The sequence below is a fragment of the Campylobacter sp. RM5063 genome, from assembly GCF_024723655.1.
GTDB lineage: Bacteria > Campylobacterota > Campylobacteria > Campylobacterales > Campylobacteraceae > Campylobacter_D > Campylobacter_D lari_D.
The window spans coordinates 14,802-38,619 of record NZ_JANQDA010000008.1 but is presented as its reverse complement, the minus strand read 5'-3'; the positions used below and the strand labels follow the sequence as shown (position 1 = coordinate 38,619).

General features: G+C 29.3%; 19 protein-coding genes, 1 tRNA gene and 1 other RNA gene. 6 read left to right on the top strand and 15 right to left on the bottom strand.

Features of this window, described 5'->3' with window-relative positions:
• Positions 1–26 precede the first annotated feature (26 nt).
• The gene (locus CAMP5063_RS04245; RefSeq protein WP_263694018.1) at positions 27–644 is read right to left on the bottom strand and encodes a non-canonical purine NTP pyrophosphatase; all 618 of its coding nucleotides are present in this window, start codon (positions 642–644) and stop codon (positions 27–29) included.
• 76 nt (positions 645–720) lie between these two features.
• Here CAMP5063_RS04245 and CAMP5063_RS04240 point away from each other — a divergent pair, with 76 nt between their 5' ends.
• Positions 721–2,022 (top strand): MFS transporter, encoded by a 1,302-nt coding sequence (locus CAMP5063_RS04240; RefSeq protein WP_039619090.1) that lies wholly within the window; start codon positions 721–723, stop codon positions 2,020–2,022.
• Positions 2,023–2,028: 6 nt separating this feature from the next.
• Here CAMP5063_RS04240 and CAMP5063_RS04235 read toward each other — a convergent pair whose 3' ends face one another.
• A complete protein-coding gene (locus tag CAMP5063_RS04235; protein ID WP_263694020.1) occupies positions 2,029–3,072 on the bottom strand; it encodes an AI-2E family transporter in 1,044 nt (347 codons plus the stop codon).
• Positions 3,062–4,072 carry a Holliday junction branch migration DNA helicase RuvB gene (gene ruvB, locus CAMP5063_RS04230; RefSeq protein ID WP_220566281.1) on the bottom strand — a complete coding sequence of 337 codons (1,011 nt, stop codon included), beginning with the start codon at positions 4,070–4,072 and terminating at the stop codon, positions 3,062–3,064. Before ruvB ends, CAMP5063_RS04235 begins: the two co-directional genes overlap by 11 nt.
• Before the next feature lie 88 nt (positions 4,073–4,160).
• Here ruvB and CAMP5063_RS04225 point away from each other — a divergent pair, with 88 nt between their 5' ends.
• The 4 genes from CAMP5063_RS04225 to CAMP5063_RS04210 all read left to right on the top strand — a co-directional run bounded on the left by CAMP5063_RS04225 (position 4,161) and on the right by CAMP5063_RS04210 (position 11,607).
• Positions 4,161–4,571 (top strand): hypothetical protein, encoded by a 411-nt coding sequence (locus CAMP5063_RS04225; RefSeq protein WP_039619086.1) that lies wholly within the window; start codon positions 4,161–4,163, stop codon positions 4,569–4,571.
• Position 4,572: 1 nt separating this feature from the next.
• Positions 4,573–4,931, top strand: a transfer-messenger RNA (tmRNA) gene (gene ssrA / locus CAMP5063_RS04220).
• A 225-nt stretch (positions 4,932–5,156) separates the two neighbouring features.
• Entirely contained in the window at positions 5,157–8,909 is a 3,753-nt protein-coding gene (locus CAMP5063_RS04215; protein ID WP_337194874.1) for a class I SAM-dependent DNA methyltransferase, read from the top strand.
• A 1-nt stretch (position 8,910) separates the two neighbouring features.
• The gene (locus tag CAMP5063_RS04210) at positions 8,911–11,607 is read left to right on the top strand and encodes an AAA family ATPase (RefSeq protein WP_337194873.1); all 2,697 of its coding nucleotides are present in this window, start codon (positions 8,911–8,913) and stop codon (positions 11,605–11,607) included.
• 32 nt (positions 11,608–11,639) lie between these two features.
• Here the strand turns inward: CAMP5063_RS04210 and CAMP5063_RS04205 are convergent, their stop codons facing one another.
• The gene (locus tag CAMP5063_RS04205; RefSeq protein ID WP_337194872.1) at positions 11,640–12,569 is read right to left on the bottom strand and encodes a ribose-phosphate pyrophosphokinase; all 930 of its coding nucleotides are present in this window, start codon (positions 12,567–12,569) and stop codon (positions 11,640–11,642) included.
• Positions 12,570–12,633: 64 nt separating this feature from the next.
• The gene (locus tag CAMP5063_RS04200; protein WP_133319755.1) at positions 12,634–13,038 is read right to left on the bottom strand and encodes an acyl-CoA thioesterase; all 405 of its coding nucleotides are present in this window, start codon (positions 13,036–13,038) and stop codon (positions 12,634–12,636) included.
• A gap of 64 nt (positions 13,039–13,102) precedes the next feature.
• Between CAMP5063_RS04200 and ciaB the strand changes: the two genes are divergently transcribed.
• On the top strand, positions 13,103–14,938 hold the full coding sequence (gene ciaB / locus CAMP5063_RS04195; protein ID WP_337194871.1) for an invasion protein CiaB: 1,836 nt from the start codon (positions 13,103–13,105) through the stop codon (positions 14,936–14,938).
• An 18-nt stretch (positions 14,939–14,956) separates the two neighbouring features.
• Here the strand turns inward: ciaB and CAMP5063_RS04190 are convergent, their stop codons facing one another.
• The 10 genes from CAMP5063_RS04190 to pglF all read right to left on the bottom strand — a co-directional run bounded on the left by CAMP5063_RS04190 (position 14,957) and on the right by pglF (position 23,817).
• The gene (locus tag CAMP5063_RS04190) at positions 14,957–15,151 is read right to left on the bottom strand and encodes a hypothetical protein (protein WP_039668753.1); all 195 of its coding nucleotides are present in this window, start codon (positions 15,149–15,151) and stop codon (positions 14,957–14,959) included.
• On the bottom strand, positions 15,144–16,613 hold the full coding sequence (locus CAMP5063_RS04185) for a Y-family DNA polymerase (protein WP_263694027.1): 1,470 nt from the start codon (positions 16,611–16,613) through the stop codon (positions 15,144–15,146). Before CAMP5063_RS04185 ends, CAMP5063_RS04190 begins: the two co-directional genes overlap by 8 nt.
• Positions 16,614–16,712: 99 nt before the next feature.
• A tRNA-Ser gene (locus CAMP5063_RS04180) sits at positions 16,713–16,802 on the bottom strand.
• Positions 16,803–16,851: 49 nt separating this feature from the next.
• Entirely contained in the window at positions 16,852–17,406 is a 555-nt protein-coding gene (locus CAMP5063_RS04175; RefSeq protein ID WP_337194870.1) for a hypothetical protein, read from the bottom strand.
• 61 nt (positions 17,407–17,467) lie between these two features.
• Positions 17,468–18,178, bottom strand: a complete 711-nt coding sequence (gene pssA, locus CAMP5063_RS04170; RefSeq protein WP_133319743.1) for a CDP-diacylglycerol--serine O-phosphatidyltransferase — start codon at positions 18,176–18,178, stop codon at positions 17,468–17,470.
• On the bottom strand, positions 18,175–18,792 hold the full coding sequence (locus CAMP5063_RS04165) for a phosphatidylserine decarboxylase (protein WP_220567229.1): 618 nt from the start codon (positions 18,790–18,792) through the stop codon (positions 18,175–18,177). Before CAMP5063_RS04165 ends, pssA begins: the two co-directional genes overlap by 4 nt.
• On the bottom strand, positions 18,792–20,714 hold the full coding sequence (ftsH, locus tag CAMP5063_RS04160; protein WP_133319741.1) for an ATP-dependent zinc metalloprotease FtsH: 1,923 nt from the start codon (positions 20,712–20,714) through the stop codon (positions 18,792–18,794). The genes CAMP5063_RS04165 and ftsH overlap by 1 nt, the downstream gene beginning before the upstream one ends.
• Positions 20,714–21,550 carry a 50S ribosomal protein L11 methyltransferase gene (locus CAMP5063_RS04155; protein ID WP_337194869.1) on the bottom strand — a complete coding sequence of 279 codons (837 nt, stop codon included), beginning with the start codon at positions 21,548–21,550 and terminating at the stop codon, positions 20,714–20,716. The genes ftsH and CAMP5063_RS04155 overlap by 1 nt, the downstream gene beginning before the upstream one ends.
• 12 nt (positions 21,551–21,562) lie before the next feature.
• Entirely contained in the window at positions 21,563–21,940 is a 378-nt protein-coding gene (locus CAMP5063_RS04150; RefSeq protein ID WP_039619063.1) for a chemotaxis response regulator CheY, read from the bottom strand.
• 113 nt (positions 21,941–22,053) lie between these two features.
• Complete coding sequence (pglF, locus tag CAMP5063_RS04145; protein ID WP_263666384.1) at positions 22,054–23,817, bottom strand: UDP-N-acetylglucosamine 4,6-dehydratase (configuration-retaining); 1,764 nt, start codon at positions 23,815–23,817, stop codon at positions 22,054–22,056.
• Between the last annotated feature and the right edge of the window lies 1 nt (position 23,818).

Genomic DNA, 23,818 nt, shown 5'->3' with positions numbered 1-23,818 from the left:
AAGCATATATTTTATAAATTGTTTCATTAATACTCCATTTTTTCTAATACCCTTAAGATATAAGTAGCAAACATTAGCGCTTGTGAGCGGTGTGAAATTTTTAATTTTACTTGCTCATCTAATTCACCTAAGGTTTTATCAAAACCTTTTGGGATAAATAAAGGATCATATCCAAAGCCATTATTACCCCTTGGAGTGTCAATAGCAAGGCCATGCATATATCCATGCGTGCTAAAATGTCCATATTTTGAGCTTATAGCTATGGCTGCAGTGTAAAAAGCTTTGCTTTGATGTAGATTTTTTTCATGTAAAGCTTGGATGAGCTTGTTTCTATTGGCCTCATCAGTGCCTTCTTGAGAGTATCTTGCAGAAAAAATCCCTGGCGCATTGTCTAAAGCCTCTACGCTTATACCACTATCATCGCTTAAGGTGATAAATTCATTTTGTTTTTTGCCTAAAGCATTAAAAATAGCTTTAGATTTTATCAAAGCATTTTCTTTAAAACTTATGCCATCTTCGATAATTTCAAAAGGAGTGATGATTTCATTTAAGGCATAAATTTCATAAGAAGTTAAAAATTTTTTGATTTCTTCTACTTTGTGTGCATTAGAAGTTGCTAGAATGATTTTTAATTTTTTCTTCATAAATTACTCTTTTTGTTTTGACTTTAAAAAAAGTTTATCAAAATCATAGTAAAATTATCCTTTATAAGGAGAAAAGATGTTAAAAACCGTTTTACCTTTGTCTTTTATTGTAGGAACTAGATTTTTTGGATTGTTTATAGTTTTGCCGGTTTTAAGTTTATATGCTTTAAATTTAAAAGGAGCTAATGAGTTTTTAGTAGGGCTTTTAGTAGGTGTGTATGCTCTAACTCAAATGGCATTGCAAGTTCCTTTTGGTATTATTTCAGATAAAATAGGGCGTAAAAAAACTATGCTAATAGGACTTGTGGTGTTTATCATAGGTTCTTTGGTGTGTTCATATGCTGATGATATTTATACGATGATGTTTGGAAGGCTTTTACAAGGTGCAGGAGCCATAGGAGCAGTAGCTACTGCTATGATAAGTGATTTTATCAATGAAGAAAATCGCGGTAAGGCTATGGCTATCATGGGTTCATTTATAGGACTTTCTTTTGCAGCTTCTTTAGTGCTTTCTCCTTTAATGAGTGCTAAATTTGGACTTTCAAGTTTGTTTGATTTAAGTGCGATTTTGAGTTTAATTTGTATCGTGCTTTTATTTAGCGTTGTGCCAAAAGAGCATACAATAGTACATGAAAATACTAAAACCCCATTGAAAAAACTTTTAAAAGAAAAAAACTTAGCTTTGATGAATCTTACTAATTGTATGCAAAAAATGCTTATGAGTATTGCGTTTTTAAGTATTCCTTTGGTTTTGGTGCATGAGTTTAATTATCCAAGTGAGAATTTATGGCATGTTTATGTTAGCTCTATGGTGCTTGGGTTTTTAGCTATGGGTTTATCAGGATCTTTGGGAGAAAAAAGAGGCTTAAGTAAAGAGATATTGCTTTTAGGTGTGGCGTTTTTTATCATTGCTTATATTATATTTGCTTTTTCGCATAATGCTTTAGTGTTTATGGTGGGTGTTGTAGTGTTTTTTATAGGATTTAATTTACATGAGCCTATTATGCAAAGCTGTGCGAGTAAATTTGCTAAGGTAAATGAAAAAGGCGCAGCTTTGGGTGTGTTTAATGCTTTTGGCTATTTTGGAAGCTTTTTAGGTGGTGTCGTTGGAGGGTATTTTTTACACCATTTTAGTTTAGTTACTCTTGCTTTTATTTTGATAGCTTTGTCTGTAATTTGGTTTGTGTTGCTTTTGTTTTTACAAAGTCCGGCAGATTTTAAAAATGTCTATTTATCTTTAGAAACAAAACATGATTTAAATATGATTAAAGGCATAAATGGAGTTTTAGATGTGTATAAAAACTCTAAATTTTTAGTGATTAAATACAATAAAAAACTTACAAGCGAAGAAGAAATTTTAGCGATTATTGAAAAATAATCGCTTTTATACAAAATGCTTTTCTTTTAAAATCACATATAATTTTAAAGTAGAAATAAAGAAAGTTAAAATAGCAGGTCCAAGGATAATACCCCAAAAGCCAAAACTTGAAATTCCTGCTATCATCGCAAAGAAAATTAAAAGTTCGTTAATTTGTGTTGGAATTTGAACAAGTTTTTCATTGATCCATTTAATGATATAGGGTTTTACTAAAGTATCTGCGATAAAAGATATCATTACCACGCTATAAATGAAAATCACTAAAGCGCCGCTTAGATTGTTATTTGCAAATTCATATAAAGAGACAGGCACATAAACTAAGGCCCCACCTACCACAGGGATTAAAGAGCTAAAGCAAAATAATATTCCCATTAAAATCGCATCATAACCATAAAATTTAGTAATGATAGCAAAAAGCACTCCTTGTAAAATGGCATTTAGTACCATAGAATAAAACACAACAGACATTACATTACTCACTTCACTTAAAATGCCTTGAGTTTCTTCTTTTTTCATAGGCACTATGCTTTTTATATAGCCAATGAGTTGGGCTCCATAAAGATTAGCAAAGAAATAAAATACGCAAATTAATACCATGTCAGTTAGAAATTTAGTGCCAAATTTAGTTGCGCTTGAAAGATAGGTTAAAACATTTTTAGAGATAGAATTTAAGTCAATACTTGCTAATGCTTCTTTGATTTTGGGTTCTATAAAGCTTAAAGATTCGGGTAGGTGTAGGGAATAATTTTTAAAATATTCTATGGTATTGTGAAAATAGCTTATATCAAAACCTTTTGCAGCTTTTGCTAGCTCTATAATAGCATATACAAAAGGGATAAAAAATAAAGCTAGCATAAAAGCAGTAGTAGTTGCTGCAGCAACGACTTTTTTACCTTTGAATATATTTAAGAATTTAACATTAATATTAGAAGTAGAAACAGCCATTAAACTTGCTATGGCTATATTCATCAAAAAAGGTTTAAATAAAAAAAGTACCCAAAATAAAATGATCAAAATAAAACTAATCAAGAAAAAATTACTACTTTTCATCAAATAAACCTTTGTTATATTTTAATTTTAAAACATCAAAGCTTTTTAAGCTTGCAATGCGACCTTTGGCTGTTCTTTCTATATAGCCATTTGCTAGTAAATATGGCTCTATCACATCTTCTATGGTGTTTTCATCCTCACTTAATGCTGCAGCTATACTAGAAAGTCCTATAGGTTTTCTTTTAGCTTCAGTTAAAAGCTCTAAATACCGCAAATCCATCGCATCAAAACCAAGCTCATTTACCCCTAAGGAATCAAGTGCTTGTTTAGCTCTTTTTTCGCTAATGATTTCTTCATCATTTACATCAGCAAAGTCTCTTACACGCTTAAGCAATCTTAATGCTATTCTTGGGGTTGAGCGACTGCGTTTGGCTATTTCTAAAGAAGCTTTTTTTTCACAAGTTTTATTAAGCTTTAGAGCTGCTTTTTCTAAAATGATAGCAAGCTCTTCATTTTTATAAAATTCCAAGCGAAATTGCATACCAAAGCGATCGCGTAAAGGATTACTTAGCATACCTGCTCTTGTAGTAGCACCTATTAAAGTAAATTTGGGTAAATCGATTTTTATCGTTTGTGCAGCAGGGCCACTGCCGATGATAATATCAAGACGAAAATCCTCCATAGCAGGGTAAAGTACTTCTTCTATGGCGGGACTTAAGCGATGAATTTCATCGATAAATAAAATATCTCCCTCGCTAAGATTAGTTAAAATCGCAGCTAAGTCCCCGCTTTTTTCTATCATGGGTGCAGCGGTAGTTTTGATATTTGCATTCATTTCATATGAGATAATGTTTGCTAAAGTTGTCTTACCAAGTCCTGCAGGCCCACTAAAAAGGATATGATCTAGACATTCATTTCTTTTTTTAGCAGCTTTGATAAAAATTTCTAAATTTTTTTTAATATTTTCTTGTCCTATGTAGCCATCAAAATTTGAAGGTCTAAGACTTGTTTCATAAGTTTCATCAGGGGAGAATTTTTCAATCTCTACGATTCTATCCATATTTTTTCCATTTTATTTTGCTAAGAAATTTTAATTTTATCTAAAATTTGCTAAAATAAACATTTAAACTTAGATTATAGAAGTTTTTATGGGAATTTTAGAGCAATTAGAGTTAGATTATGAGCTTGAAGAAATCGAGCGTTTTTTGTATTTTTTTAGAAGTCTTTGCGATGTTTTAGAGCCTTTGATAGTAAAGCTAAGCAGCGATAGCTCAAAATACAAAGAAGCTTTAAAAGACTTAGAGCAAAATATCCACAATGTAGTTTGGGCTGCTAAAAGATTAAATTTAGATGAGATTGCAAATTTTTGCACATTTTGTGAGGAAATTATGCAAGAAGCAGCTAAATTTGATGGGCCTGCTAGCGATGAATTTGTGGATTGGATGTTTTTAGTGGGTGAGCAGCTTGATAGATATTGCAGTGATTATGAAAAAAATGCTTCTTTTTTAAGTGTATTTAACCCTCAAATTGCAAATGTTCCTGATAAAATTTCTAAATAACGGGGACGACTTGGCTTCGACAGGAGTAGAGTGGCCTTGGTGGCATGTCGCTTTGAGCAAAGCGTATAAAGCTCAAATTAAAATTAAACGCAAACAACGTTAAATTTGCTCCTGCTTACGCTAAAGCTGCGTAAGTTCAGTTGAGCCTGAATTTTAAGCGATACTATCTAGCTTAGGATTTGGTCATTTTCGATAGTGTAGATTGAAATTTGACAAGTTTTGATTGAAGTTAAAGTCTTAGTCTAGTTTGAAATTTTGGAAGGTGAGTTTGGCTAGATGAAATTTTCACCTTTGCTAAGCATGTAGATGCCGTGGTTGTTTTATTTTTGGACAGGGGTTCAATTCCCCTCGTCTCCACCAAATTTAATCTTTCATATATCAATTTATTAGAATTTAGTATTTTAATAATATAATTTCATCAAAGGTTTCTTATTATTGATAGGACTTCAAGGAAGGCTTCTTTTTAGATAGATGGTAAGGTTTTTATTAATTCTAAATTTAAATTCATTATAAAGCTTGATAGTATTTCTTAGCATTTTAAAAAGTTCTTTTTGTTATCATTTTAAAAAATACTAAGGTTGTTCTATGAATTTTTATGAAGAAATTAAAAAATATCTTGATAATAATCTTTTTACCAACTATGCTCTAGAGGTGGATTTTCCAAATATTTATAATTTTACTAAAAATGAAAACACATATAAAACAACCTTAGATAATATAATCTGTCTATACAACGCCACTCAAAGAAATTTTCAAAATTATAACGAACATCAATTTGAAGATGAATTTATATCAAAAGTGTTAGACATTTTAGGGTGGAAATTTATAAGACAAGATGAAAAGATCATACAGGGTAAATTAGAAAAGCCCGATTTTTTGCTTTTTAGTGATGAAAATATAAAAGTAAATTATGAAAATTTAGACAAAGAAACAAAAAAATCAAGTAATGAATTCACTATTATCATGGAGTCAAAAGCCTATAATGTACAAATAGATAATAAAAAAGTAAAAGAAAATCCCCATTTTCAAATTTTAAGATATCTTAGTAATCTTAAGAAAAATTATGGCTTTTTAACTAATGGTAGATTTTGGCGTTTTTATGATAACTCTACACTTAGTGCAAACAAGGTATTTTATGAGATAAATTTAGAACAAATCATAAAAGATAAAAACTACCAAGCTTTTGCGTATTTTTATAGTATTTTTGCTTCAGCAAGTTATACGGAAGAAAAACACATAGAAAAATCTTTACAAGTTAATAAAGAATCAAAAATAAAAATAGAGGATGATTTAAAATCTATCATCTATGGAACTAATGGCAATGAATCTTTATTTGAATTTATAGGTTCTAAGATTTATAACAAAACTAAAGCTGATTTAAAGCTAATCTATGAAAATTCTTTATATTTTGTGTTTAGGCTTTTATTTATTGCTTATTTTGAAGATAAATTTGAAAATATCTTAGAAAAGCATAAATACTTCAAAAGCAAAATTAGCATAAAAACTTTATTGCAAAATTTAAGCGATGATGAAAGCTCAAGTGCTGGCTTTGGCGATTTAGAAATGATATTTCAAATTTATAATAAAGGCAAAGGCAATTTTGACATGCCTGTTTTCAATGGTGGGTTGTTTGATGAGAGCAAAACCACTCTTTTAAACACACCAAAGATTTTCAGCGATAAAGACTTGAAGAAAATTTTAGAACAATTATTATACTACAAAGATAAAAATTTAACTTTTAAAAGAGATTATAAAACCTTAAGCATAGAGCATTTAGGCACGATTTATGAAGGCTTGCTTTCTTACTTTTTTGAAGTAGCAAATGAAGATATTTACTATGTAAGCTATAAAGAAAAATCAAAAGAAATAGAGTGTTATTTTGATAATTATGACTTTAAAATTTTAGAAAAATCAAAAAAATTAGAAAAATACACCTTTTATGAAAAAGGACAAATTTATCTAAAAAATACTAGCAACTCAAGAAAAGCAAGTGCAAGCTTTTATACACCTCAATCCATAGCTAATTTTTTAATCCAAAGTGCTTTAAAAGACAAACTAAACAATGAAAACATTTTGAAATTTAAAATTCTAGACAATGCTTGCGGTAGTGGGCATTTTTTAGTTGCGGTTTTAAATGCTATCACGCATATTGTTTTATCAGATTTTGAACATTTTACAAATTTAAAGCAACTCCACGAACAAGAAAAAGAAAATATCGCAAATCATATAAAAGATTTCACGCAAGATTATGAGTTAGATGAAAGTGATGTTTTAAAACGACTTTTGCTAAAACGCATTATTTATGGAGTGGATTTAAATCCATTTAGTATAGAGCTTACTAAGCTTAGTCTTTGGATAGATAGTTTTATCTTTGGAACCCCACTTTCTTTTATAGAACATCACATAAAATGTGGCAATGCTTTGCTAGGCTCAAGTATAAGTGATTTTGAAAATTTAATAAAGCAAAATAAAGAAAATATTTTCACAAATTCCATTACTCAAGAATTTGAAATTTTACAAGAAGTATTTGAAAAGCTTGATAATCTACAAGATACCAACGAAGAACAAATCAAACAATCCAAACAAATCTATCAAAATGAAATCACACCAAAACTTGATAAGTTAAATTTATATCTAAACTATATTAACTCACTTCATTTTGCTAACAAAGAAGAATTACAAATTCTAAAAGCCCTAAGTCAAGATGATATACAAAATTTAAGCCAAAATAAACAAGCAAAAGCTATCATTAGCAAATATCAAAAAGAATTTAACTTCTTTAATTATGAGTTAGAATTTCCTGAAATCATAGAAAATCAAGTCTTTAAAGGCTTTGATATCATCATAGGTAATCCACCTTGGGATAAATCAGAATTTAGTGACAATGATTTCTTTCCACAATATAAAAGCGATTATAGAAGCTTAATCGCTAGCAAGAAAAAAGAAATTCAAGACAATTTGCTAGCGAAAGATTATATAAAGCAAAATTATGAAAAACAAAAAACATATATAGATGTAATTAATGTTTATTATAAAAACACATTTATGTCTAATTCTTTAACAAAAGATATCAATTTATTTCGTCTTTTTGTAGAAAAAAATCTTTCTCTTTTAAAACAAGATGGAAATTTAGCTTATGTGCTTCCTAGTGCTTTGATGTTTGAAGATGGAAGCTTGACTTTAAGAAAAGAAATTTTAGAAAATAAAACTTTAGAGTATTTTTATAGTTTTGAAAATAGACAAGCTATATTTGCTGATGTGGATTCAAGATATAAATTTGCTCTTATGCTTATAAAAAACACGCAAGCAAATCACACTCATAAAATCAAAACAATGTTTTATAAAACAGATATAAACTCACTAAAAAACAAAGATGAAATTTTAACTCTAAGCTTAGAAGATATCAAAAAGCTAAGTCCAACTCACTTAGCCTTAATGGAGCTAAAAGACAAACAAGCCTTAGAAATTCTAAGAAAATGCTACAATACTTTTCAAACCTTGTCTTTTGATTATATAGATTTTAGACAAGAATTAAATATGACTAGTGATAAAGATTTGTTTATAGAAGAGTTTAGGGAAGGACTTTTGCCCTTATATGAAGGTAAAATGATACATCAATTTAATGCAAATTTTAGCCAAGCTACTTATTTTTTAGAAAAGGCTAAATTTGATGAGCGTTTAAAAAGCAAAGAACTTTTAAGAGCTAAAAAGGCCACCGGCAAAGAACTAAAGCCTGATTTGATAAAATATGATAGAGAATTTTTTAGACTTACTTATAGAGCTGTTGCAAGCGATACAAATGAAAGAACCTTGATAGCTTCTTTATTACCAAAAAATTGTGGTTTTGGACATAGTATGTTTGCAAATGCACCAAAACAGTATATTTTAAAAGATGATGAAATTTGTATAGATGTAGTGTCTTATGAAAGAATTTTGCTTGTTTTGGCTTTGTTTAATTCTTTAGTGGTTGATTTTATCATAAGAAATATGGTGCAAATCAATGTAAGCAAAACCTACTTAGAAAGAATTCCTCTGCCTCAACCAAGTGATGATGAAATTCAAAACAATGAAATCTATAAAACCCTAGCTAAAAATGCCTTGCTTTTACAGCTTTATAATGATCAAAATCATCATTTTGATGAGCTAAAACAAGAATTTAATATACAAAATGATGAAATTCCAAAAACTAAAAAAGCTTATGATGTCTTAAGAGCAAAAAATGATTTATTAGTTAAAGAACTTTATAGTTTAAGTGATGATGAATTTTCTTACATGATAAGCACTTTTAAAGTCTTAAACGAAAAACAAAGTGAATATATAGCATTATTAAGGAATTAAGATGGAAGATAAATCTGTTTTAGAACAAATTATAGTTATTAGTCAAAATTTTAATAAAAATATAAAAAAACATGAGGATGATAGAGGGTTTTTATCTCAAAATATACTTAATGAGTTAAGGAATTTAATAGAGCATATTGCTTTGTATATTTACAATAGAGATACAAATAATAATTTTAGTAGTCACTATGATAATATAAAAGTTGCAATTGTATATATAAGCGATAAAGCTAAATATGTAAATATTAGAAAAATGCATAATTTTTTACAAATAACATCTTCACATTACACTCCAGATGAGGAAACTTCAGAAAGATTGATGTTAAAATATATTTCTATTTTAATTAAAATAAAGCAATTTTGTAAAAATAATTTAAACTTAGATATCTTGCAAAATATATATGAATTTCCTATTAGGCTTGATAATCTAAGTTTGCAATATTATGAAAGAGTTGTAAATAAAATCAATAATACAAGTGTATTTGAAAGAGAAAGAACTGATAAATTTTATATACATAAAGTCAAGCCATTTGTTGTAGATAAAAAAATATATTATGAGATAACATTTGCATTAGCTAAAAACTATACAAGTAAATTTGATAAAATCATAGCTTTTTCAAAAGAATATATTCCTGATAATTATGCTGTTGAATTAAAACTATATGATACTAGTATATGGTTGAAATCATTTAAGATACCCATTATATTAATAATCAATTGGAATGTAAGCATAAGACCTTGTGAGTTAAAGAATTTTTGTGCTATTTTTGGATTAGCTAATGTTAATTTTACAAGAAATGCAAAGTATGAGAGAATCATGCAATTTTTAAAATACAATGAATTGAGCTTGCTAGATATTGTAAAATTAAATGATATAGAATATCAAAACATCAAGAATGAATTTAGTGAAAATAAATTTAATGATTTTTTTAAATGTCTTGATAAGACAAGGGATATTATTACAAATAATAAAAAAGGAAAAAATATCCTTAGTTATTTATTAAATAGTATGAATAATGTTGTTATAAAATATCAAAAAGGTGATTTTGCTAATGAAAAATTATCAAATTTATATTTAAAAAATTCCTCCATACCTTTTGAAGATATGCCTTTTTGTACTTCTTTGACAGGACATAATCCTAGATTAATTGACTTATATGAGTGTTTAGATGTGAAAGATAGAAAGCATGAATTATTAGCCAGAACTATTAAAAATAACTCTAAAATTCATGGAAACTTATATAAGGATATTGAGGATTTTGGGCAAATTTCTAAAGAAAGTATTTTAGAACTAGTTAGAAAACACAATGATTCTATTGAGTATAAAGACCATAAGCCAAAAAGACATATAGAAATATTATATGAAAAATATTTATATATTAATGAAGATGAAACAGCGATAAAAAATATTATTTTAAAGCTTAAAAATTTTACCCAAAGTGGCATAGAAAATTATCAAAAAGATATAGAAAAATGGCTAAAGAATAACAACTTAGATTGTGAAGAAAAAAAGAATTTTCTAGAAAAAATGTTTTGCGATTCAAAATTAGCATTGATATATGGTGCAGCAGGAACAGGTAAAACCACATTAATAGAATATATTTCTAATTTTTTTAAAGATAAAAATATATTATTTTTGACAAATACTTACACAGCATTAGATAATATAAAAAGAAGAATAAAAAATCCATTATGGAGTTTTAATGTTGTATCTTCTTGCGTAAAAAAAAGAAAAGAGCAAGTATATGATGTTGTGATTATTGATGAGTGTAGTACGATTGATAATAAACATATGTTTGAATTTTTAGATAAAGTAAAATGTGATGTTTTGGTTTGTGTTGGAGATGTATATCAAATAGAAGCTATTGATTTTGGAAATTGGTTTTTATTTGCTCAAAACTTTTTTAAAGATAAGCAAATAGAGCTAAAACATATTTACAGAACTAATGATGAAAGATTGCAAGATTTATGGAAAGAAGTAAGAGAGCTAGGGGAAAATATACTTGAAAAGCTTTCTAAGAAAAAAATATCTGAAAAAATAGAAAATTTTAATTTTAATACGCAAAAAGAAGATGAGATTATTTTATGCCTTAATTATGGTGGGTTATATGGTGTAAATAATATAAATAGGCTTTTACAAGAAAATAATCCTAAACAATACATTCAATTTAATAGCTTATATTATAAAATAGACGATCCTATATTGTTTAATAATGAATCCTCTTCAAGATTTGGACAAGTCATTCACAACAACTTAAAAGGATCGATAGTAGATATAAAGAAAGGAAAAGGATGTGCTTTTTTTGTGGTAAATGTTTATAAAAATATAAGCGAAGAGAGTGAAAAAGATTTTAAAATTACTAAAAAATTTAATAATGAATATACAGAAATTACTTTTAGAGTAGATGAAATAAATTCTGATGAAGAGGATGAAAAAGAGCATGCTATTCCTTTTCAAGTAGCTTATGCTATTTCTATACATAAAGCACAAGGTTTAGAATATGATAATGTTTCTATAATTATTTCAGATGAAATAGAAGAACAAATAACACATAATATATTTTATACAGCTATAACAAGAGCTAAGAAAAGATTAAAAATATATTGGTCAGCCGAAACTGAAAATAAAATATTAAATTCATTAAAACTTAAAGATATTAAAAAGGATTATAATCTTTTATCATCTAAGTTAAAATAAGTTTTCTTTGCAAGGCTATCCTTGCAAAGAATTTATACAAATAAAGAATTCACACTTTCATTATGATAAACTCTGCGTATTACCTCACCAAAAATAGGTGCTACGCTTAGGACTTTGATTTTATCCATTTGTTGTTTTAAAGGTATAGTGTCAGTTACTACTAGCTCATCAAGCGCATCTTTGGCTATTCTTTCATAAGCTACGCCACTAAGCACAGGGTGGGTACAGCAAGCTATAACTGACTTTGCACCTTTGCTTTTAAATACTTCAGCAGCTTTTACTATGGTTCCTGCTGTATCAATGATATCATCTACCAAAATAACTTCTTTATCTTTTACATCACCGATGACATTCATTACTTCGCTTTCATTAGCCTTTTCGCGTCTTTTATCTACTATAACTATATCAAGTCCTAAAGCTTTTGCTATGCTCCTAGCTCTTGCTATACCGCCTATATCAGGACTTGCAATGATAGGATTTTTATAGTTTTTATTTTTAATATAATCATTAAAAATAATACTCCCATAAAGATTATCCACAGGTATATCAAAAAAGCCTTGAATTTGTCCAGCATGTAAGTCTATGGTAGCTACTCTATCTACACCGGCTGATTCTATAAGATTTGCTACTAATTTTGCAGTAATAGGCACCCTAGGACTTGCTTTTCTATCTTGTCTAGCGTAACCAAAATAAGGGATGATAGCTGTGATAGAGCTTGCACTTGAGCGACGCAGAGCATCTGTCATGATTAAAAGTTCCATTAGATTATCATTTGTTGGAGCACAAGTACTTTGAATGATAAACACATCTTTACCACGCACGCTTTCATCTATTTGAATGCTAATTTCACCATCACTAAAACGCTTCACACCCGCATTGCTTAGAGGCAGTGAAAGGTATTTTGAGATTTTTTTAGCAAATTCCTCATTTGCTGAACCAGAAAATATTTTATATCCGCGCATATATAAGCCTTAGAAAGTTTTCTGTGATGATATAAAATTTTTTTTGAAAATACAATAAAACATATCAAAAGCCGTGCAATCTTTTTAAATCCGCATCAATAGGAAGTTTATTTCCGTCTTTATCTACACTTACATAAGTTACCACAGCTGAAGTTACATGCATGCAATATACACGGCCATAATCATTGGCTCTTTGGGTAACTACTTCTACTTCTACGGTGATAGAAGTATTACCTGCTTTGATGATTTTTGCATAGCAAGATACTAAATCACCTACGAAAATTGGCTCTTTAAAAATGATTTTATCTACCGCAACTGTGACAACTCTTTGTGGGGAGAGTTCTCTTGCGGCAATGGCTCCAGCTAGATCAATTTGTGACATGATCCAACCACCAAAGATATTACCAGCGGGGTTTGTATTGCTTGGCATAGCTATAACTCTTAGCTTAGGTTCTCCCATATCTTTCATACATTCTCCTTGTGTTTTAAAAAAAACATTATAATTAAGTTTTAAAAATAAAGAAAGGTAAAAAATGAATGATTTTAAGCAAATAGCAAAAATTGTGAAAAATAGGAAACAAAATATCAATAGTCTTTATAATATACTTCAAACTAATCAAAGTCATCCTTTGATAGATAGAGCTTTAGAACTAGCTAATCTTGAAAATGAAAAAAGCAATGTTTTGGCAATGTTGCGTCGTTTGGTGGATTTAAAAGAGGAAAATTTAGTCCAAGAACTTGAGAAAAAAGGTTTAAATGAAGAAGAAATTTCTCAAATAAAATATAAAGTTTTTTCTTTGGTAAGAGCCTTTTATGAGGTAGAGCATCAAGATTTAATCGATGAAATTAAGAGTAAAAATTTACTTGATGAGTTTTATTTGGCTTTAGTTCAAGGTGCGCATAATATAGGCGTAGTTATGAATTCTTTTGAGCTTGTTTGGAGCAAGCAAATTTTAGATACAAATAATAAAATCTTAAAAGAACAATTTCCAAATTTAAGCGATGCTTTGGAGTTTTTAAAACAAAATGAGCTTTATCAGCTTAATCAAGATGGTGAAATTTGTGAAAGAAGCTATGGAGCTTTAGTTAAAATAGGAACACTTTGGAGATTTTTACCTTATGCAAAAGCTTTTGAAAATGAAGTTTTAAAGCTTGAATATGAGTTTGATAAACTTTTAGAAAAACTAAGAAATTGCACGTTAGATGATGAAAAAAATGCTTATATTGATTATATAGAAAAATTAAAATTTGCTTTTTGTGAAAAAGATAATAATGAAGTGGTTAAAAAATGGCAAGAAGCAGAGCTTGCGTGGATGGAAGTAAAATGTCCATTGCAAATTGGCCATCCTTTAGAATACTATGAAGACTCTTATACGCATGCAGTAGCACTTGAGTGGGATATACGCTTAGAAGATGTGAGTGATTTTAATGGGAGCGAGTTTAAAGATAAAATCAAAGAAAGCTTTGCAATGGTGTATGCAAATTTAGATGAAGAAGATGAAGCTTTGTTTGATGAAGTGAATTTTAATCTTGAAAAAACTCAGCTTTATATTTGTATGCCTATGATTTTTTATGGAGCAGAGCTTAAGGGGCTTTTTTCTGCTCAAGTAGTGCCAAATGATGAGTATGTAAGCAATATAGCAGGTAAAAAGATCTTTGCTTTTTTAAATTATGTTTATGAAAATACTAAAACCAAGCCTTTTATGAAGCTTTCTTCTATGGTATTTGAAAAAGAATTTTTAGATTATGGTAGAGAAATTTTATTTTACAATGAAAAATTATGGAAAAGAATTTATGAAGTTTCTACCATAGGTCATGAGTTTGGGCATATTTTCTTTGTGGCAAATGATAGCGAAAAGAAAATGAATGAAAGTGGTGTGTTTAAAAATATAGAAGAGTTTAAAGCTACTGCGGGCGGGCTTGTAAATTTCTTTTTACATGAAGAAGATGATTTAAAGCTTCCTGTATTTTATGAGCTTATTAAAAGGGCTATAGGATTAATTGCTTGGCAAAGAGTAGAGGAGGTTAAGCCTTATTATACAGAAGGTTTGATTCATTTGTCATTGTTGTTTAAATCAGGGGTGTTATCTTTTGCAAATGAGAAATTAAACATTAAATTTGATGAGGAAGCTTACGAGAGTTTTAAGGCTGTGTTTATGCAAAATTATTATAAGCTAGCAAGACATTATATGTTAAAAGAAGATGCTAAAAATTATTTAGATGAATTTTGTGTTTTAGAAGATGAGGTGTTTTTACCGCTTGATGAAGAGTGTAAGGAATTTGTAAAATACTACTATGAATTACACAAACTTTATGGCAATGAAATCGATGAAAGTGGAGAGTTTGAAAAATACTCTAATGCAAAATAAAATTTTATCAAGAAGAACTTAGCTTTCTTCTTGATATTTACTATTTTCTAATGCTTTTTCCATATCTTTTTGCGTTTTTAAAATAGCTTTACTAAAGCCATTTAGTACTGAAAATGGAGCAAATTGTGCCGCTCTTTTTTCTCTTGACATTGGTGGAAATTGTTTTGATTTTTGATATTTTATATCTATTATATCTTTATAATCATCATGCATTATGACCTCCTATTAAAGAAGTAATTTCTTTAGTCTCATCATCCAAGCTTGAAGCTTTTAAAATAGCTTTTTTACCAAATTTTTGTATGATTTGAAGTCTTGCTTTTTGGAGCTTTTCTTCTTTTTCAAGTTGATTTTTTTCTTGTGAAATTACATTAAAATCACTAAATAAATTTAATTCTTGGAAATTTTCTTGAGCTTTATCTGTGATATTATTTAAACTTAGGCTGATTTTTCTAATGCTTAAGTTTTTATCGCTGATTTTGCAAAAAAGTTCCAAGGCTTTTTTATTGATGATTTTTAAAGAATGGGTAAAATTTTCTAAATTCATACTTCCGTGAGCATTTTTAGGTATAGTTCTTCCATAATTATCTTTAGTAATAGCTCCTTTGTAAGAACCCAAAATACTTGAATTTTCTAAATTGCTTTTATCATATTGTATATCTAGCGTGATATGGTTTGTTTTAAGGTTATTTTGTATAAGTTCAAGCACTAAATGATCGACAAGTTCTTTTAAAACTTTTATTGTTTGATTATTATCATATGCAAAAGGCAAAACCTTAGCCATGATTTTAGAGTGATTTTGTGATTTGTAATTTTTAATATCTTTCATTGTGCAAGTTTCAATACCCCATGCATGATCGATTAATAATTCAGCATTAACACCAAAGTGTTTATAAAGCAAAGCTTCGTGTTTTAAAGAAAATCTTGCAAGATCTCCCATAGTATGAATGTTTAAATTCGCAAGTTTTAAGGCAATGCCTTTACCTATACGCCAAAAATCTTTTAAAGGTTTATGCTGCCATAATTTATATCTGTATAATTTTTCATCTAAAAAGGCTATAAGCAAGCCATTTTCATCTACTTTTTGTCTTTTAGCGAGTATATCCATAGCAATTTTAGCTAAGTATAAATTTGTGCCTATACCTGCTGTTGCGGTGATTTTACTTGTGTGTGAAATATCAAGTAAAACCTTAGTAAGTAGCTCATAAGCTGAAAGTTTGTATTTTTCAAGATAAGAACTAAGATCGATAAAAACTTCATCAATAGAGTATATATGAATATCTTTAGCATCAAAATACTTCAAATAAATGCTGTATATTTTTGTGCTAAATTCTATATAAGTAGCCATTCTGGGCTTAGCAATAATGTAGTCTAATTCTAAATTTAAATCATTTTCAAGTTCTAATATACTAAAACTTTTAGCTTTAAAGTGGTGTTTTTGAGCTTGTTTTAGTCTTTCTTGGTTGATTGAATGGATTTTTTGTTTAAACTCAAAAAGTCTTAATCTACCGGGTATATTGTAAGTTTTTAACGCGGGTGAAACTGCTAGTATGATGGTTTTGTCCGTTCTTGTTTCATCTGCTACAATAAGATTAGTTGTTAAAGGATCTAAATTTCTTAAAACGCACTCAGCTGATGCATAAAAAGATTTCAAGTCAATAGAAGCGTAAATTTGCATAGTATGTGAAGCTTGCCTTTAGATTTATTAAGTTTTGATGGTATTAATTATAACAATAAAAATTACTAAAATAGATGAAATAAAATGAAATTTATAAGGTGGCGGACAGAGAGGGATTTGAACCCTCGAGACCCGTTAAGATCTGCACCCTTAGCAGGGGTGTGGTTTCAGCCACTCACCCATCTGTCCGTATTAAAAGGGAAAGTATATCTTATTGTTTATAAGATATACCTTAAATTTATACACTGAAATAAGCTATGATTAAAGTTATAATAAAACCAGCACCTAAAACTGCTATTTGTTTACCTCTATCTTTGCGTATAGCTATGATAGTGATTAAAAGTCCTGAAATATAAAGTATTATCATAGCAAGTGCAAAAGCTAACCCAAGTACAGAAAAGTACCACATACCTTTATCTTTATGAAGCAAAATCATATTTCCAAGCAAGCTTCTATCTTTTGTTGTAATTTCATAGTCATTCTCATCTAATTTTATAATACTTGCTATATAATTTATAGTCCCAATCTCTATGCCATCGCCTTTTTTGTTGAGCTCTGGTTCCAAAGATGAAGGAATTTTTAAGTTGTTTTTCTTTAAAAAATCAATTAAAAATTCAGCTTCAGCACCCTCTTGAATAATAGCTTGAACTTTGTAATTTTGAATTTTAGCTCCACTTTCTCCATCAAAACCAGCTATATAAGCAAAACCTGTGATTGCATATAAAAATGCAAGTGGTAAGAAAAATAAACTAATGTAAATGTGAATTTGTCTGAATAATTTGTTTTTATTCATTTTTACTCCTTTTTGAAAAATAATAAAAAGTATATTGATAGAAAATGAAGTGAAAGTAAAATTAATATTTTTTAAATTTACGAGCTAGGGTAAAAAAACTACGAACAATCCCATAAAGCACATATAAACTAGCAATAATCAATGCACTTTCTAAAAAATACAGATAAAGCATAGAAAATAAAATTACTAAAAGGATTAACACCTTCAAAACATTTGCTCTTTTTAAATCGATTTTCTTAAAACTTGGATACCTTATGTTGCTTACCATTAAAAAGGCTAGAAGCATTTGGATACATATTATTATTAAAGAAAAATCATGTAAAAAATCATAATATAAATAAGCACTTACCCATAAAGCACTTACAACTGCTGCTGTTGGTATAGGTAGACCTATGAAAACCGATGGTTCATAAGTTCCTGTTGTGACATTAAATCTTGCCAAGCGTATAGCGCCAAAAACTACAAATAAACCAGCTATTAATGAGCCAAAACGACCATATTCATAACCTATGCTCATATAAAAAAGCATAGCAGGTGCTACACCAAAGGCTATTAAATCAGCTAGTGAGTCAAACTCAACTCCAAATTTAGAAGTAGAGTTGGTAGCTCTTGCAACGCGTCCATCTAAACCATCGCAAATTAATGATAAAATGATATAAATTAATGCTTTATCAAAGTTTTGATTAATAGAAGCAATCACTGAAATAATACCTAAAAATATGGAAGCGGCTGTAAAAAGATTAGGTAAAATATAAATTAGTTTAAAATTCATGGATTTAAATACCCTATTAATGTACCAATGCGTACTTTATCATTTTCATTTACGCAAATTCTAGTGTCTTTTGGAAGTAATAAACTCACACTACCATCAAACATAAAACCTATGTTTTGTCCATGGCTTAAATGATGACCAAAATCATCAATATGAGCTTTTCTATTTAATGCTCCAAAAATAACGCGTAATGCCCATTGTTTGCTCTTGGAATTAGCTAAAAATAACATTCTTTCACCCATTAAATTTGTATTTTTCATAAATGGACATAAAAAAAGTCCATGCCTTATTCTAGTTTCTTCTATATTCATATCAAGCGGAGCTATGATATTTCCTTGGGAAAAAATATTATTGATAATTTGCACTTCTATACACTCGCCAAGCTCTTTATATGAGCTTGTTTTGATACATTTGATTTTTCCTTCTATGGGAGCTATAATGGTGTTTGGATCTGCTATATAATCAATTTTTTTAGTTCTAAAAAGATAAATAAAAAATATAAAAATACACCATAAAAGCCAAGAAAATCCCCATATAAATTGAAATATTGCAAAAACTATAGCTAGAACTATAAGCAAACTCCAACCAGTTTTTGCAATAAAATTTGTTTTCATTAGTCTTCCTTAGTAGCTTCTTGCTCTTTTTCTTCTAGGCGTGTTGGAAGATTATTTTCTTCTTCATAGTTTTTAATAATCTCTCTTACTTTGGCACCATCAATAGTTTCTTCTTCATAGAGTGCTTGTACCATCACCTCTATAGCACCGCTATAGGTTTTTAAAATTTCTTTTACACCCGCATAGCGTTCATCCAATGTTTTCTTTACATACTCATCTAAATCTTGAGCCATTTTATCAGAATAATCTTTTACAGTTTGCCCGCCACTTAAGAAAGTATTTCTTTGCTTTTCAAGTACCATTAAGCCAGCAATTTCACTCATACCATACATAGAAATCATAGCTTTGATAATATCAGTTGCACGCTCAAGGTCATTGCTTGCGCCTGTTGAAATTTCTTTAATGAAAATTTCTTCAGCCGCACGTCCTCCTAAAAGCACATCAACTTCAGCTAAAAGTTCATGTTTTTGCATTAAAAATTTATTTTCTTCAGGGGTATTGAGTGTATATCCTAAAGCTGCTAAACCACGAGGAATAACAGAAACTTTACTTACTTTTTTAGCACCTTTTGTAGTTTCAGCTATTAAAGCATGGCCGCACTCATGATAAGTTACGATTTTTTTCTCTTTATCATTAATTCTGCGTGATTTTTTCTCAAGTCCTGCTATGGCTCTTTCTACTGCCTCTACCAAGTCTTTTTGTTCCACATGTTTTTTAGAATCTCTACCTGCAAGCAAAGCTGCTTCATTAATGATATTTGCCAAATCAGCACCCGCAAGACCTGCTGTTAATCTTGCAATATCTTCTACTTTTACTTCAGGTGAAATTTTAACATCTTTCATATGGACTTTTAAAATATCACATCTACCTTTAAAATCAGGCTTATCTACCAAAACTTGCCTATCAAAACGCCCCGGTCTAAGTAGTGCTGCATCAAGTACTTCAGGGCGATTTGTCGCTGCTAGAACAATTACTGGTGAGCTTTCGGTACCAAAACCATCCATTTCAGCTAGAAGTTGATTTAAAGTTTGCTCTCTTTCATCATTTCCGCCCATCATACCGCTTGCTGCACGTGATTTACCTATAGCATCGATTTCATCTATAAATACAATAGCTGGAGCTTCTTTTTTAGCATTTTCAAATAAATCTCTTACTCTAGAAGCACCAACTCCTACAAACATTTCTATAAAAGATGAACCTGATACGCTAAAAAATGGCACATCAGCTTCGCCTGCCACTGCTTTTGCAAGCAAAGTTTTACCTGTACCTGGAGGACCAACAAGCAAAAGTCCTTTTGGAATTTTTGCTCCAAGATTGATGTATCTTTCAGGATATTTTAGAAAATCAACAATTTCTTTAACTTCTTCTTTTGCTTCTTCAACACCTGCAACATCATTAAATTTAACCTTCGGTTTTTCTGAATTTACAAGTTTTTTAGAACTTCCTATACCAAGTATAGATCCACCCATATTTTTTTGCATACGAGAAGCTAAAAACATCCATATACCAAAGAAAATAAATACTGGCAAAACCCAAGAAAGTAAGATATCTATAAACCAATTGCTTTCATTAAAAGCACCATAGGAAACGCCTTTTGAGTCAAGTAAAGGAACAAAAGTAGCATCATTTGGAACTTTTTTGGTAATATATACCATATTTCCTGCTTTAGATACAGCTTTTATAGTAGTTTGACCTATATTAACTTGGGCAATTTGATTATTTTCAATTAAAGTTTTTAATTCAGAATAAGTAACTTTTTTAGTGTTTTCTCCGCCCATAATACCCATGCTACCATCATCTGAAAATCCTTTAAATAAAAGAATCATCACAATGGCAAAAATAGCAAAAATAAAAATGGGATTTTTGTTAAAAAAGTTATTATTGTTTTGATTATCTTTTAAATCATTTGGTTTTTTATTCATTATTGCAATTCCTTTTTATAAACTAAACTCAACCATTCTCCTTTGTGTTTGCATTCTAACAAAGTGAAATCTTTGAATTTATTTTTAATCCTTTCTTCATATTTATTTAATATACCAGATAAGATCAAAATTCCACCTTCTTTGGTTTTTTCTTTAAGATCTTTTTCTAGTATGATCAATATATCGGCAATGATATTTGCCACAACTATATCATATTTATGTAAGCTTTTATTAATAGAACCTATCCAAATATCATCAAAGCTAACTTGATTTAATTTTGCGTTTTCTTTACTTGCAACTATAGCTAATTCATCTGTATCGCAAGCTTGTACTTTGGCTCCAAGTTTTGCCATGATAATGCTTAAAATTCCACTTCCACAACCCACATCTAAACAAAATTTGGAATTATCTGTATATTTTTGTAGAAATTCTATACAAGTATAAGTACTCTCATGATGTCCTGAGCCAAAAGCTAGAGCAGGATCTATAATGATATTAATTTTATCTTGTTTAGCTTCTTGCCAAGTGGTGTGAATATGGATATTATCGATCGTCAAAGCTTGTATACCTTTTTTATACTCTTCTATCCAATTTTTATTTTCTTTTTTTTCTAAGGTAGAGTGGAAATTAATATGAGTATTTAGTTTTTGACATAATTTTTGATGAAAATCATGCAAGGCTATTTTAATGAGTTCTATATCTTCTTCTGATCTTATATAAATACCATTGTTTTTTTCTTCTATAGCGTCTATCTCTAGAGAAAAGATAAGATCAAGGAATAAATCTAAATATTCCTTGTCTGTTTGAAAAAAAAGTTCGTAATAATGTGTTTGCATAAAAACTTATAATTAGCCTTCGTTTGTTCCTAAAACATCTTCAAGTTTTTCTTTTAACACTTGAGGAGTAAAAGGTTTTACAATATAGTTATTTACGCCTGCTTTTAAGGCGGTGATAACTTCTGCTTTGCCACCTTCTGTAGTTACCATAATAATTGGCATATCAGCATATTTTTCTTCTGCTCTTACTTTTTTTACTAATTCCAAGCCATTCATTTCAGGCATATTCCAGTCAGTAATTAAAATTTTAATATCATCATTTTGTGAAAGTAAATCCCAAGCTTCAACCCCGTGTTCAGCTTCTAAAACATCCTTGTGGCCTAATCTTACAAGGGTATTTTTGATTATTCTTCTCATGGTAGAACTATCATCAACTACTAATAACTTCACTTTTTTTCCTTTATCTTGATGTAATTACATAAAACTGTAATTGTATCGTTTTTATTTTTATTAATCAATTAAAAGTTTATATTATATCATTTTAAAATAAAATTAGAATTTAATCACTCTCCGTTTTTATTGTGATTAAATTCAGGCACAATCTCCTTTAAAACTTTTGCAGGATCTGTGCTTTGGAGTAATTTTTCTATTTCTTGATTTAAAATTTTTAAATCTTTAAGATCACTAGTGGTAACAAATATACTTTCATATTGAGTTTTTAAATCATTTTCATGGATTAAAAGCTCTTCGTAAAGTTTTTCACCTTTTCTAAGTCCAGTGATTTTGATTTCTAACTTTTTATTAGAAAGTAAAAGCATTTTTTTAGCTAAATCCATGATTTTAACAGGCTCACCCATATCAAGTACAAATAATTCTCCACCTTTGGCAATAGCCGCAGCTTGTAAAACAAGTTGTACAGCCTCATCTACTAACATAAAATAACGCACTATATCAGGATGAGTAAGAGTAAGTGGCTCATTAGCTGCAATTTGAGCTTTAAATTTAGGTATTACACTTCCACTTGATCCTAAAACATTACCAAAACGCACACAAGCTACTTCAAAATTTTCACAACTTGAGCTTAATGTATAAAGTTCACAAATTCTTTTTGTGCAACCCATGATGTTAGTCGGTCTTACAGCCTTATCGGTGCTTATCATAACAAATTTAGCAACTTTATAAGCTTTTGCAAGATCGATTAAATTTTTAGTACCAATGATGTTATTTAAAATAGCTGAATGTGGATTTTGCTCACATAAAGGCACATGTTTGTAAGCTGCTGCATGTAAAATCAAATCTATGTTTTTTTCTTGTAAAAGTTTTTCCAACGCTTCTTTGTCTAATATACTCATCATAATAGGTTCGATTTTTTCTTTATGTAAGCTTAATTCTTCATTTATTTTATATAAATTATACTCACTATGATCAAGCATGATTAAGTGTTTTGCACCAAATTTAATGCATTGTTTGCAAAGTTCACTTCCTATAGTTCCACCAGCTCCACTAACTAAAACTACTTTATCTTTGATAAAATCAATCACGCAAGCATTATCCAAATCTTTTGGCTTACGCGCTAATAAATCTTCGATACTTATATCTCTTGCTTCATTTTGCGTAAAAGAAAAAAGCTTTATATCATTAATCCCATAAGCAATGAGTTCGTCAAAAAGCTTTTTTAATTCTTCTTGCTCAAGTTTTAAAGCAATGATAGCAGTATGAATTCCTTCAGCGGTATATTTTCTGATTGCTTCTTTTTCTTCAACTATAAATTTATCACAATAAGTACCTATTAAATTTTTACGCTCATCTACCACAGCTACAGGGAAAAGTCCTAAGCTCCCTTCTTTAGCTCCTTTTAATAAATGCAAAGCCTTTGAAGTAGCGCCAACTACTATACAAGGATGTTCTTCGTTGTATTTTGGCTTTCTAAAATCAACTATCATTCTTTTGCTTATACGCAAACTTCCAATTAGCATACAAGATAAAACAAAGTCTATTCCTATAACGCTTCTTGGAAAAGGATTAAAAAAATCATCATAAAAATAATAAATTGCTAAAAATACAAGCTCAGCCAAAGCTAAAGCGATGACTAATTTACGCGCTTCATTAAGGGAGAAAAATCTCCAAGCAACTTGATAAATTTTAAAAAAAGCTAGAAAAATGATTTTAAGTAAAATCAAAATCACAGCACTTTTAAACATACCTTCATAAAATTCACTTGGGATGTCTGCACTAAAGCGTAAAGAAAAAGACAAATAAATACTTATAACAAAAAGTAAAATATCAGCGCCTAGAAAAAATCCTAAGCGTTTGCTTTTATAATCCATC